At 55.4% G+C, this 12,939-nt stretch carries 12 protein-coding genes; 6 read left to right on the forward strand and 6 right to left on the reverse strand.

Annotation, left to right across the window (positions count from 1 at the left end):
• Positions 1-3 precede the first annotated feature (3 nt).
• The 5 genes from GAP13_RS09495 to GAP13_RS09515 are packed head-to-tail and all read right to left on the reverse strand — an operon-like array spanning position 4 to position 5,056.
• Positions 4-1,788, reverse strand: a complete 1,785-nt coding sequence (locus GAP13_RS09495) for an NADH-dependent [FeFe] hydrogenase, group A6 (protein ID WP_158908092.1) — start codon at positions 1,786-1,788, stop codon at positions 4-6.
• An 18-nt stretch (positions 1,789-1,806) separates the two neighbouring features.
• Entirely contained in the window at positions 1,807-3,594 is a 1,788-nt protein-coding gene (gene nuoF / locus GAP13_RS09500; RefSeq protein WP_158908093.1) for an NADH-quinone oxidoreductase subunit NuoF, read from the reverse strand.
• A gap of 14 nt (positions 3,595-3,608) precedes the next feature.
• Positions 3,609-4,004: a (2Fe-2S) ferredoxin domain-containing protein gene (locus tag GAP13_RS09505; protein WP_158908094.1), complete on the reverse strand. Its 396-nt coding sequence runs from the start codon at positions 4,002-4,004 to the stop codon at positions 3,609-3,611.
• Positions 4,005-4,009: 5 nt separating this feature from the next.
• Positions 4,010-4,549 carry an ATP-binding protein gene (locus tag GAP13_RS09510; protein WP_158908095.1) on the reverse strand — a complete coding sequence of 180 codons (540 nt, stop codon included), beginning with the start codon at positions 4,547-4,549 and terminating at the stop codon, positions 4,010-4,012.
• A gap of 30 nt (positions 4,550-4,579) precedes the next feature.
• On the reverse strand, positions 4,580-5,056 hold the full coding sequence (locus GAP13_RS09515; protein WP_158908096.1) for an NADH-quinone oxidoreductase subunit NuoE family protein: 477 nt from the start codon (positions 5,054-5,056) through the stop codon (positions 4,580-4,582).
• A 164-nt stretch (positions 5,057-5,220) separates the two neighbouring features.
• On the opposite strand from GAP13_RS09515, the gene GAP13_RS09520 reads away from it, so the two are divergent.
• The gene (locus GAP13_RS09520; RefSeq protein ID WP_158908097.1) at positions 5,221-5,790 is read left to right on the forward strand and encodes a tetratricopeptide repeat protein; all 570 of its coding nucleotides are present in this window, start codon (positions 5,221-5,223) and stop codon (positions 5,788-5,790) included.
• The gene (locus GAP13_RS09525) at positions 5,787-7,376 is read left to right on the forward strand and encodes a serine/threonine protein kinase (RefSeq protein WP_158908098.1); all 1,590 of its coding nucleotides are present in this window, start codon (positions 5,787-5,789) and stop codon (positions 7,374-7,376) included. Before GAP13_RS09520 ends, GAP13_RS09525 begins: the two co-directional genes overlap by 4 nt.
• A 69-nt stretch (positions 7,377-7,445) precedes the next feature.
• Here the strand turns inward: GAP13_RS09525 and GAP13_RS09530 are convergent, their stop codons facing one another.
• Entirely contained in the window at positions 7,446-8,336 is an 891-nt protein-coding gene (locus GAP13_RS09530; protein WP_158908099.1) for a helix-turn-helix domain-containing protein, read from the reverse strand.
• A gap of 139 nt (positions 8,337-8,475) precedes the next feature.
• On the opposite strand from GAP13_RS09530, the gene GAP13_RS09535 reads away from it, so the two are divergent.
• The 4 genes from GAP13_RS09535 to GAP13_RS09550 form a co-directional block, all read left to right on the forward strand.
• Positions 8,476-9,912, forward strand: coding sequence for an L-fucose/L-arabinose isomerase family protein (locus GAP13_RS09535; protein WP_158908100.1), 1,437 nt, complete (start codon positions 8,476-8,478; stop codon positions 9,910-9,912).
• 45 nt (positions 9,913-9,957) lie between these two features.
• Complete coding sequence (locus GAP13_RS09540; RefSeq protein WP_158908101.1) at positions 9,958-11,478, forward strand: sugar ABC transporter ATP-binding protein; 1,521 nt, start codon at positions 9,958-9,960, stop codon at positions 11,476-11,478.
• Positions 11,462-12,556, forward strand: a complete 1,095-nt coding sequence (locus tag GAP13_RS09545) for an ABC transporter permease (RefSeq protein WP_241864331.1) — start codon at positions 11,462-11,464, stop codon at positions 12,554-12,556. The genes GAP13_RS09540 and GAP13_RS09545 overlap by 17 nt, the downstream gene beginning before the upstream one ends.
• A 14-nt stretch (positions 12,557-12,570) precedes the next feature.
• The coding region (locus GAP13_RS09550; protein WP_371709885.1) for an ABC transporter permease at positions 12,571-12,939 on the forward strand (369 nt) is incomplete at its 3' end.

Here is a 12,939-nt window from a genome sequence, read left to right on the forward strand (position 1 = left end):
ATTTTACTTTAGATACAGCGGCCGCTCCTTGTACTGCGTGTGCAAAAGCTCGTGCGCCTTGTGGCTGGCAGGCTTTTGGAGGAATTCCGCGTAGATCTGCTTGATGTACGGGTTGTCGTGCGAGCAGCGGTATTCCTGCTTTTCATCGTTGTCGTAAATGCCGCGCATGCGGAGTTTGCGCACTTCGTCAGTGGCGCCGTAGGGCTGGCCGCCGCCGCCGATGCAGCCGCCGCGGCACGCCATGACTTCGATGAAGTGCCACGGGGTCTCGCGGCCTTCCTCGCGCGCTTTGCGAACCTGATCGAGCACCGTGGCGATGTTGCCCATCTGGTGGGCCGCGGCCACGCGCAGCTCAATCCCGTTAATGTGGACAGTCGCTTCCTTGATGCCCGAAAGCCCGCGCACCGCGGTAAAATTGACATCTTTGAGTTCTTCTTTTGTTACAAGGAAATACGCCGTGCGAAGCGCTGCTTCCATGACACCGCCGGTCGCGCCGAAAATGACGCCCGCACCGGAATACGGCCCCAGCGGGCTGTCGGGCTCGGACTCGGGCAAGTTGAGAAAATCGATGCCCGCCTGCTTGATCATGCGCGCAAGTTCGCGGGTAGTCAGGGTGACATCGACATCCTTGTAGCCCGAGGAATACATGCTCTCGTCGCGGCTGTTTTCGAATTTCTTGGCGGTGCAGGGCATTATGGAGACCGAGTAAATCTTTGCCGGATCGACCTTTGCCTTTGCGGCCCAGTAGGTCTTGATCATGGCGCCCATCATCTGCTGAGGGCTCTTGGCTGTCGAGAAATTGGGGATCATGTCGGGGTAGTATTTCTCCATGTAGTCGACCCATGCCGGGCAGCACGAGGTAATGAGCGGCATGCTCTTGTCTGCGGTGGCTTGCTGCATGCCCGCTTTGAGCGCGCCCGTCAGGCGATGCACAAATTCGGTGCCCTCTTCCATGATGGTGAGGTCGGCGGAGAAGTTCGTGTCAAACACGGCATCGAAGCCGAGGCGGCGCAGGGCGGTGTAAATCTTGCCAGTGAGGTCGGTGCCAGGGGGCAAGCCGAAGGACTCGGCGAGTGCGACACGGACTGCCGGGGCAATCTGGACTGCGCAGGTTTTGGCTTCGGGGCCTTCTTTCATGAGGGCGTCCCAGACGAGCTTGGTCTGGTCGTTTTCGTAGATGGCGCCGACGGGGCAGTGCGCGGAGCACTGGCCGCACTTGATGCACGGGCTGTCGCCAAGTTTGACATCAGCGGCCGGCGCGATGCGGATGGACTCGCCGCGGCCGAGGAATTCGACGGCCCAGACGCCCTGCATCTCCTGGCAGACCTCGACACAGCGCCCGCAACGTATGCATTTGGAAGGATTGAGGATGAGAGAGCCTGTCGATGTATCCTGGGGGATATCGCGCACCATTTTCTTGTACGGCTGTTCGCGAATGCCGAATTCCTGCGCGAGAGTTTGCAGCTCGCAGGCCTGGTTGCGTGGGCAGGCGAGGCAGTCGTCCGGATGTGTCGAGAGAATGAGCTCGATAACGGTTTTCCTGGTCTGCACAAGGTCGGGGTCATTCGAGATAATGCTCATGCCTTCGCTAACCGGCGTGCAGCACGAGCGTAGCATTTTGTTCGACCCTTCGATTTTCACGACGCATATGCCACAGGAGGCCCAGGGCGAAAGATCGGGATTATAGCAGAGCGTCGGAATTTTCACATTCGCTTTTTTTGCCGCTTCGAGCACGGTCGAACCTTCGGCAACCTGCACGGGGATTCCGTTAACCTTTACGTTTACCATAGTCGTTTCTCCCTGCCTTTAGCGCTTGATGACCGCACCGAACTTGCAGGCGGTATAGCATTCGCCGCACTTGATGCACTTCGAGCCATCGATGACGTGCGGCTTTTTCTTTTCGCCCGTGATACAGGGCACGGGGCAACGGCGTGCGCAGAGGCCGCAGCCGATACACTTCGCAGGATCGATTTCGTAGACGACGAGGTCCTTGCACTTGCCGGCGCGGCACTTCTTGTCGCGGATATGTTCGAGGTATTCGGCGCGGAAATGCCTGAGGGTGGAGAGCGTGGGGTTGGCCGCCGAGCCGCCGAGCATGCAGAGGGAGGCTTTGGTCATGGCCCTGCCGATCTGCTCGAGCTTGTCGAGATCGGCTTCTTCTCCCTGTCCTTTCGAAATCTTGTCCAGTAGGCCGTACATCTGCTTGGTACCAATGCGGCAGGGCGCGCATTTCCCGCAGGATTCGTCGACGCAGAACGCCATGTAGAACTTCGACACATCGACGACGCAGTCGTCTTCGCTCATGACAATCATACCGCCCGAGCCCATCATCGAGCCGAGCGCGGTCAGGCTTTCGTACGAAATCGGGGTGTCGAGGTCTTTTTCGACAATGATGCCGCCGGATGGCCCGCCGGTCTGTACACCCTTGAACTTTCGCCCGCCTTTTATGCCGCCGCCGATATCGAAAATGATCTCGCGCAGGGTTGTGCCCATCGGCACTTCGATAAGGCCCGAGTTGTTGATTTTGCCCGTGAGCGCGAATACTTTTGTGCCCTTGGATTTTTCGGTTCCGATCGCGGCAAACCACTGAGCGCCCCGGGTGAGCACGACAGGGATATTTGCGAGCGTTTCGACATTGTTGATGACTGTGGGCTTGCCCCAGAGACCCTTGACCGCCGGGAAGGGAGGTTTCGGCCTGGGCATGCCGCGCTTGCCTTCGATGGACTGCAGAAGCGCCGTCTCTTCGCCACACACAAAGGCGCCTGCGCCAAGGCGAATTTCTATATCGAAATCGAAGCCCGAACCGAGGATATCCTTGCCCAGAAGCCCGTATTCCTTTGCCTGCGCAATGGCAATCTTAAGACGCTCGATCGCGAGCGGGTATTCGGCGCGGATATAGATGTAGCCGAAATTCGCGCCGACTGCGCGCCCTGCAATCACCATTGCCTCGAGGATGCTGTGCGGATCGCCTTCGATGGTTGAGCGGTCCATGTAGGCGCCAGGATCGCCTTCATCGGCGTTGCAGACAATGTACTTCACATCACCCGGGGATTTGCGCGCCGCTTCCCACTTGAGCCCTGTGGGGAATCCTGCGCCGCCGCGCCCGCGCAAGCCCGAGGCCTTGACCTCGGCGATGATCTCTTCGGGCGCCATCTCGAAGAGCGCCTTTTCGAGTGCCTTGTAGCCGTCGCGCGCGATGTACTCGTCGATGCTTTCCGGGTTGATGACGCCGCAGTTGCGCAGGACAATGCGGAACTGCTTCTGGTAAAATTCGATATCTTCGAGCTTTGCGGTATCGCTCTTTTTATCCTTGCGATAGAGAAGGCGAGTGACTTCGCGTCCCTTCACGACCTGCTCCGCGATGATTTCGTGCGCATCCTCGGGCTTTACTTCCACATAGAAGGACTCGCTGGGAAGCACTTTGACGATTGGGCCTTTTTCGCAAAAGCCGAAACAACCAGTTTTGACCACCTGCACATCGCGGCTCACGCCCAGCGCTTCAGCTTCCTTGATTAGATTGCGATAAATTTCTTCGCTGTGAGAGGATTCGCAGGCTGTTCCGCCGCAGACCAGAATGAAATTCTTGTATGCCATACCATCCCCCCGCTTCAATGCGCCACAATATCGACTGCCGGCCTGTCAAAAATATGGTTATCGAGCAGGCTGTGCTCCACAAGGTGCTTGACCACAAGCTCCTCGGCCACATCGCTCGTCATTTTGCCGTAGATGACGGGCGGCATGCCGGGCATGACAACCTCGACCGTCGGCTCGACATAGCAAAGGCCCATGCAGCCCGTCTGGCGCACTACCACCTTGTCGGCCATGTTGTGCTTTTCGAGCGCCGCAACAATGGCATCGAAAGTCAGCTTCGCCCCGGCGGCGATCCCGCAGGTCCCCATGCCGACAATAACCTGGATGTCCTTTCCCTCTACATTCCGTTTTTCAAGCTCCTGCCGCTTTCCTTCGCGGAACGCACGGAGTTGCTCGAGGGTCATTTTCGCCATATCTTCTATCCCTCCTCCTGAGATGCGAGAAACTGCCGCACGAGCGACAGCGACGAGGCAGATGCCAGTTCTCCGACCGCCTCGGCCAGCTCGCTTTTTTTCACTTCATACGAAAGCCCGTCCCGAGCCCTCGTCCTTCGTATCTTCAATTCACTTTTTTCAGCCATGCTCAGCAATGCCGTGAACAATGCAACCGGGTCGCCAAGAGGCGGGCTGTCCACGCTCTTCCCTGGAAAGAAAAACTGCACTTCCGTGCCTTTTCCCTTTTCCGACTTCAGGCTGAACCAGCCGCCCGCAAGCGTAACTGCCTGCTGCACAAACGGAAGCCCAAGCCCGACCTTTCGTCCCGGATGCTTCGCTCCACCCGAGCGAAAAGGATCAAGCGCCCTTGCCTTCTCGTGCTCATCCATGCCGCAGCCATCATCCGCAATCCGGACCCGAAGCCCATCCGGAGCCTCATCGATATCGACTTCAATTGATTGCGCCCCGGCTTCCACGGAATTCTGGACCAGATCGAGCACAAAATCCGCGATTGCATAGTGCATGTGCGCTGCCTTCCTGCCTTCCCCTTTACCTTAAAGCGCTCTGTACTTTGCGATAATGTCAGGCAGCTGCTCTTTTGCAAGCTTGCCGTGCACTTCATCATCGATCATCATTACCGGCGCAAGCCCGCAGCAACCCAGACAGCGCACTTCGTCGATGCTGAAAAGCCCGTCATCGGTGACTTCGTCCGGCTCGATGGAAAGAATCGAGCGCGTCTCTTCGAGCAGATCCTGCCCGCCCTTGAGATAGCATGCCGTTCCCATGCACACCGCAATGCGGTGCTTGCCAGGTTTTGTCGTCTTGAAGAAATGATAAAACGTGATGACCCCGTAGATCTTCGCGAGCGGAATCCCCGATATGCGCGAGAGTTTTTCCGCCGCCGCTCTCGGGATATAGCCGAATTCATGCTGAATGCGGTGGAGCATCATCACGAGGCCTCCTTCCTTTTTGCACCACTCGTCGATATACGCTTGAAGCTCAGTGGAAAACTCGATATCGCCTGCAACCATTCTGCAGCCCCCTGTATTCATAAAATTGAATATAGTGCTATCGATAAAATAATAACGAAAGCATACTATCTTTTCTATAAAAAAAGCTCAAGTACCCTGCGGCGCTCGCCGCCCTGATGACGAAACTGCATATTTCAATTATCTTTCATCTGGAGGCATTTGCAATGGCAAATTCCGAAAAAAACAAATTGATCGCCGACCTCAACAACCAGGCGGTATCGCTCATCGATGCGGGCCGCTACCAGGAAGCCATAAACCTCCTCGACAAGGCGCTTGTCCTCGACCCATCCCGAACCGGTGTTCTTTTCAATCGCGCCGAAGCACATCGTTTGGCTGGAAATTTCGATGCAGCGCGCAGTGATCTTCTGTCGGAACTGCAAATGGAACCAGATTCGCCTGAAGTTTTGCATGCCCTCGGGCTTCTTGCCTACGAACAGGATGATTTTGCCCAGGCCTCAGAATTCTATCGCAAAGCGCTCGACAAAGATCCATTGTATGCCTCCGCATGGAATGACCTGGGCGTTGTGGCTTTTCGCTCCGAGAAATACGATGAAGCCCGCGCGGCTTTCGAAAAAGCGACCTCGCTGGACCCCGATTTCAGTGATGCATGGTTCAACCTGGCGGATACGTATGATGAATTGGGTCTGGCCGACAAGCGCGCATATGCGCTGAAAAAGCTGCACGCCGCAAGAATGAGAACTGGCGAAAAACCTGATAGTGAGGATAGAGCGTGAATCCTGGCGACATTATCGGCACATATGTACTCGATCGGAGGCTGGGCAAGGGTGTCACCGCTTCTACCTGGCTTGCACACCTCGCACAGGACACTCCTTCTGCAGCTGCAGGAAATGAGCGTTCCGAAAACGGCGCTGCCGAAAACCAGCCAGAGCGCATCTCCGCCACGCATCCCGAAAGCCCGCCAAACAACGCACCAACGTCCCCGCCCGTCGTGCTCAAAATCTTTGATCTAGCGGAGACGAGCTCATGGAAGCCGCTGGATCAATTCAAGCGCGAAGCAGAAATTTTACGCACGCTGAACCATCCCCGAATTCCCAAGTACATTGAAAGCTTTGACCTTGCACAGGGAGGGCATTTTGAATTCGTGCTCGTGATGCAGTACATCGAGGGCGAAACTATCGAATCCCACGTGTCTTCAGGGAAAAAATTCACCGAGGCGCACATCGAACAGATGCTGGCCGAACTTGCCGATATTCTCGCCTATATCGGAAGCCTCAGGCCCCCTATCGTCCACCGCGACATAAACCCGCGGAACCTCATACTGCAGCCGGACGGCCATGTTGCACTTGTCGATTTTTCCGGTGTGCAGGATGCAATTCGTTCCGCTCTCTATCCTGGCGCGACGCTTGTAGGAACTGCGGGCTATATCCCTGTCGAACAGGTTTCGGGCCGGGCTACCCATCGTTCGGATCTCTACGGCGCAGCGGCAACAGCTGTCTTTATGCTCACAGGGCGCAATCCAGCGGAACTGCCAATGCGCAACTTGAAAATCGATCTCTCTGGGCTTCTGTATCTTTCTCCTGGCTTGGCTTACGTGCTTGGCAATTGGCTCGATCCTGACCAGGACCGGCGATTTCTCTCCGCGGCCAAAGCCGCTGCAATCCTCAGGGGAGAAGAACCGGTTCCGACCGCCGCGCTGGCTTCCAGCCCGAGCAATGCCCGCAGCTCCGAAAACACTCGCAATATCGAAAGCCTGCAGTCTTCGCGCCGCGCGCTCATTTCCCATATTTTGAGTGAGCCCGATACCGGCCGCGAATCCGTCGACTACCCTGCCGAACTGCCATCCGACAGCAGGCTTGAAATACAGCCGCTCGATCCGGGGCTCTACATCAAGCTGCCAAGAGGCAAGCGAGCCGGGAGCTCTTCGGGCTTTGCGTTCTTCCCCATAGTGTGGCTCGGCTTTGTATTCTTCTGGACGACCATGACACTCCGTATGCGCGCGCCGATGTTCTTTCCGCTCTTCAGCATTCCGTTCTGGATTGCTGGCGTGGCTATGCTCAAGTCTTTCTTGAAACCTTCCATAACCGACACAGAGCTCTTTATTACGCCGGACGGGCTTCTCAAGAAGAGCTCGAGCTTTATCTCGAATTCGGCGCAGCAGTATGCCATTTCCGATGTTGGCACCGCGAAAGTGCAGCGATCTTCCGTACAGCTCAACAATCGCTATCTCAAGGAACTCGCCATCGAAGCGGGAACTGGAACGCTCACCTTCGGCCTGGGGCTCTCCGATCGGGAATTGTACTATCTCGAGAAGCGCATCAACGAAGAATTGGAAAAGCTGAAAAAATTGCCGCGAGAATAATAAGAATCGGCGCGCATAGGCTGGCGCAATTCCTGTTTTTTGCACGCGCGCAATTCATGTATAAAAGCGTTATTCATACATAAAGGCACGCCACTGAGAAGGCGCGATGCCCGTTTTTTTCTTGAAAAGCCGCGAGAAGTGGTATTGATCCTCAAAACCGAGCCGGTACGCCACTTCCTTAACCGACAGATCCCCCTGTTCAAGCAGGCTTTTTGCTGCATGTATCTTGATATGGATATAGTACTGGTATGGGGTCATCGAGGTGTAGGTTTTGAAGATATCGTTGAGCCTTGATGCGCTGATTCCCAATGCCGTTGCGATGCTGTTGATATCGATATCGCCGTAGATTTTTTCGACCATCATGCACTTGGCGGCTTCGACAACCTGCGCTGCATGGCTGGCTTGAGCCCTGCGCCGCGCGCATGCGTTGATTTCAGCGATGAGCGCAAGAATTTTGGACGAGGCGACAATCTGGTAGAGCGGCTTTTGGTCCCGCACTTCGGCAATAATTTCGTTGTACAGGTCGAGCACATTGTTCTGAAGCCCAATTTCGATGAAAGGCTCCTGAGGATTCAGAAAGCCCCGCTCGCGCAGAAGCTCGAAATGCCCGCCCTTGAAGCCAACCCAGTATTCCATCCATCCAATTTCGTAGACCGGTTTGTAGAAATGCCGCACGCCAGGGAATACCATAATAATGGAACCTGGTTTGACATCGTAGTGCCTCCCGGATGTCTCAAATACGCCTTCTCCCTTGGTGATGTATATAATCTGGTATTCGTTGAGCGTCCTGCCGACCGCTACGCGCTGGAAAATGCGGGGGTGGCCTTCTTTGTTCGGAGGATAGATCGTGTAGGGAGGAACTTCGGTATAGCCTGCGTCAGTGCATACCATTTCCCATTGCTCATCCTCGTCCGAGTAGGTGAGGTAGCGGAAAAATGTGTGCTGGACCGGGTTCTCCATAGCGCTCCTATTCTTTTATATCGCCGATTGCGCGCATGGACAAGCCTGCGTTTACATGCATATGCACGCAAGAAATATCTATCACAAATGCAAGAATATCCATTGCGCCCTGGGGGAGAGGCCTTATACTCGATGGTATATGAAAGAGAATTCTGCACATATTCCGACTGTCGGATTATTCGGCATAGGGCTCGACACCTACTGGGCACAATTCCCCGGGCTCAGAGAACGACTTCTTTCATATCAGGCAGAAACCGCAGCGCTGCTTGAGGGCGCGGGAGCGATGGTCGTCGATGCCGGCCTTGTCGATACAGTGGACAAGGCGCGCGCGGCAGGCGCCCTTTTCAGAGAAAAGAAGGTTTCGCTTGTGTTTCTGTACATCACGACCTATGCGCTTTCGCAGACGGTGCTGCCTGTAGCGCGGGAAGCAGGCGCGCCCATGGTCATTATCAATGTCCAGCCGGCAAAGAACATCGACTACGAGTGGTTCAACAGCCTTGGCGACCGCGCGCTCATGACCGGCGAGTGGCTTGCGAATTGTCAGTCATGCTGCGTGCCGGAAATTGCGAATGTATTCAACCGGAACGGTATTCCGTATCATATAATCACAGGGTACCGCGGCGAGCCCTTTGTCGAGGCTGAGCTTGCCCAGTGGGTGCGCGCTGCCCGCGTCGCCGAAGCGCTCAGAAAGACCAATATCGGCATTCTCGGCCACTACTACGAAGGCATGCTCGACGTCTATACCGATGTAACGCGCATGGCAGGAGTTTTTGGCAGCCAGTTCAACCTTATCGAAATGGATTACCTCGCCCAGCTGCGCGAAAAGGTGAGCCCCGCCCAGATCGAGGCAAAAATCGCCCAATTCAGAAGCGAATTCGAGGTAGTCTCCGAGTGCGAGGAAAGCGAGCTTGTGCGCGCCGCAAGGACATCCTGTGCCCTTGACGCTCTGGTGGAAGAAAAATCCCTTGGCGCCCTCGCCTACTACTACGAAGGAACCGCAGGCAATGTCCATCAAGACATTGTCACTTCAGTTATTGCGGGCAACACCCTCCTCACCGCTCACCATGTTCCCGTCGCCGGCGAATGCGAAGTCAAAAATGCTCTCGCCATGAAAATTATGGACCTTTTGGATGCAGGCGGCTCGTTCTCGGAATTCTACCTTATCGATTACGAAGACGATGTGGTTCTTTGGGGACATGATGGCCCCGCTCACTCCGCAATCGCGGAAGGCAAGGTCAAACTTGTGCCGCTCCCTCTCTATCACGGCAAGCCCGGCAAAGGCCTTTCGATACAAATGAGCGTGCGCAATGGACCAGTCACCTTGCTGTCGGTCGTCGAGGGCGCAAGCGGCAAAGTCTTCCTGCTCACTGCCGAGGGCGAATCGGTGCCCGGCCCAACGCTCCAAATCGGCAATACCAACAGCCGCTACCGCTTCCCACTTCCTGCGAGGGACTTTTCGGAAGCATGGTCGAAAGAAGGCCCTGCGCATCACTGCGCGATCGGCGTCGGCCATGTCGCAGCGGAAATTGAAAAAACAGCAGCACTATTCGGCATTGAGTGCCATAGAATTTGCTGAGGCGCGCGACCATGTGTCGAGCCCGGCAGAACCAAGGACGGTTGAATGGCTGAGTATATATTGGAGTTGCGGCATATCTCGAAATATTTCCCGGGCGTGCAAGCCCTCAAGGATGTGCATTTCCAGCTGAAGCCTGCCGAAATCCACGCCATCATGGGCGAGAACGGCGCCGGCAAGTCCACCCTCATCAAGATCATCACCGGCGTCTATCAGCCCGACGAAGGCGAAATCTACTTCAATGGCGAGCGGATTCACTTCAAGAGCCCGCTCGATGCCCAGCGCCTCGGCATTGCGGCGGTCTACCAGCATGTCGCCTGCTTCCCCGATCTTTCTGTGCTTGAAAATATTTTCCTAGGCCACGAGAGCTTCGACCCTGTTACCCGCAAAATCCGCTGGCGCGAGCTGCGGAAAAAAGCCGAAATCCTCTTGCAGAGCCTCGACGCGGATTTCAGCCCGTCGACGACCATGGGCAATCTTTCCATCGCCCAGCAGCAAATCGTCGAAATTGCAAAAGCGCTCTCAGTGGATGCCAAAATTCTCATCATGGACGAGCCGACAGCGCCGTTGTCCCGCCGCGAGTGCGAAGACCTCTACCATATCGTCGAAACCCTGCGCGACAAAGGCGTATCGATCATCTTCATTTCCCATAGAATCGAAGACATGTACCGCCTCGCCGAGCGCGTCACCGTGCTGCGCGACGGCAATTATATCGCGACATGGGATGTCCCGGGCCTTGAGCAATCGCGCTTGGTGCAGGGAATGGTTGGCCGAGAAATCACGCAATATTTCCCGTCGCGGCATGCCACGATCGGCGAAGAAATTTTCCGCGTCGAGGGGCTTTCAAGAACTGGTTTTTTCAAAAATATTTCGTTCTCTGTACGGCGCGGCGAGATTGTCGCGCTCACCGGCCTTGTAGGCGCAGGACGCACCGAAATCTGCGAAAGCATCTATGGCATCGCTCCCCGTGATTCGGGAAGATTCTTCCTTGAAGGAAAAGAAATTACAATAAATACCCCCGCGGAAGCTCTCATGCAGGGCATCGGCTACCTTCCCGAAGACCGCATGAAACAGGGCCTTGTGCTCGACTGGGACCTCATCCGCAATATCACACTGGCTTCCCTGCGCTCGTTCTGCAAGAACGGTTTCATGCAGCCATCAAAAGAACGCGACATGGCGCTGAGCCTGGCCGACAACCTCAAGGTCAAAGCGTCGAATATTTACGCAAAAGCCGCGACTCTGTCCGGCGGCAACCAGCAGAAACTCATCGTCGCCAAGCTGCTCACTTCGAAACTCAAGCTCATCATTCTCGATGAGCCCACAAAGGGCGTCGATGTCGGAGCCAAGACCGAAATCTACCGCATCATGAACCAGCTCGCCGAAGAAGGATACGGCATCATTATGATTTCGAGCGAAATGCCTGAAGTGCTCGGCATGAGCGATCGCATTGTCGTAATCCGCGAAGGCAGAAAATCGGCGGAATTCGAGACGCCGAACGCCAGCCAGCAAGCCATTCTCGAATCTGCAATGACCGCAAACGGGAGAGAAGCTCATGCAATCGCAGGATAAGATGCAAACCGGACAGAACGCGGACGGCCAGACCAAGGCCGCGAGCCGCCCAGATGCCATAATAAGCAGCCGCGCAGAAAGTACAAGCCGCGCCGAAACACTTGCCCGTAACACCGAAACCTACCGGGAACTCGGGCTGGCGATATTTATTGTCATCCTATCGGTCATTTTCCAGATCAGAAATCCGAAATTCTTGAGCCTTTCGAACATCAAGGACATGCTGGCAAATACCGCTATCTTGTCCATTCTCACGGTTGGCATGATGATGGTTATCATCACGCGCGGCATCGATCTTTCGATTGGTTCGACAATGGCACTGGCCGGCATGATCACTTCGCTCACGGTCAGCGCAAATCCGAGCATTTCGCCATTCCTGTCGCTGGCGCAGGGCATGGCTGTGGGACTGGCCGCCGGCCTCACCATTGGCGTGCTTGTGGCATATTTCAATATATTGCCAATAATTGCAACGCTTGGGCTTATGAACATCCTGCGCGGCATGACCTACCTGATCAGTAAGGGCAAATGGGTCAGCGCCTACCAGATGTCCGCCGGCTTCAAGAACCTCAGCACAGGAACGACCTTCGGCATCAACAATCTTATTATTTTTGCGATAGTTATTTACATCATTTATGCATATTTCATCAACCAGACAAAAACTGGGCGGTACATCTATGCCGTAGGTTCGAGCCCGGATACCGCGGAGCTTATCGGCATCAAGCGAAGGCGGATAATCCTGCTCGTATATGCGCTCATGGGGCTGCTGGCAGGGCTCGCCGGCGTTCTGTGGGTAAGCAAATTCGCCTCTGCACAAGGAGATACTGCAGTTGGCTATGAACTCAATGTCATCGCAGCGACAGTGCTGGGCGGCGTGAGCGTAGCGGGCGGTCGGGGCAAAGTTTCGGGCATTCTGCTCGGTTCGATTCTGTTCGGAATTCTTGCGAATGCCCTGCCGCTTATCAATATCTCGCCATTCTGGCAGCAGTTCATCCAGGGGCTCGTTATCCTCGCGGCAATTATTTCGAATGTGTTGCTGCAGCGGCGGAATGACAGGCTCGCGCTCAAAAAGCGCGTGATTTGAGACGGAGTATGCATATGACTGAAAAAACAAGCACCATCGATGTCAACAAACCGCGCGGCCTTCGCAAGTATCAATGGGAGATATTCCTCGTTGTCCTCTTTCTCGCGGTCAATGTGGTCAACTCTTTCCTGAGCCCGTATTATCTGACCTTGGACACCTTCGTGAGCACTCCGATGAACTTCCTCGACAAGGCATTCCTCGTGCTCCCGATGACAATGATCATTATCCTTGGGAACATCGATGTGTCGGTGGGGTCGATTGTTGCGCTCACTTCGGTGCTGATGGCAGTGTCGTATAACGCAGGCCTTCCTATGCCGCTCGCGATGGTGCTCGCGCTTGTGATAAGCACCACATGCGGGCTTATCAACGGCCTTCTGCAGATC

This window comes from Rectinema subterraneum (assembly GCA_009768935.1).
GTDB lineage: Bacteria > Spirochaetota > Spirochaetia > Treponematales > Rectinemataceae > Rectinema > Rectinema subterraneum.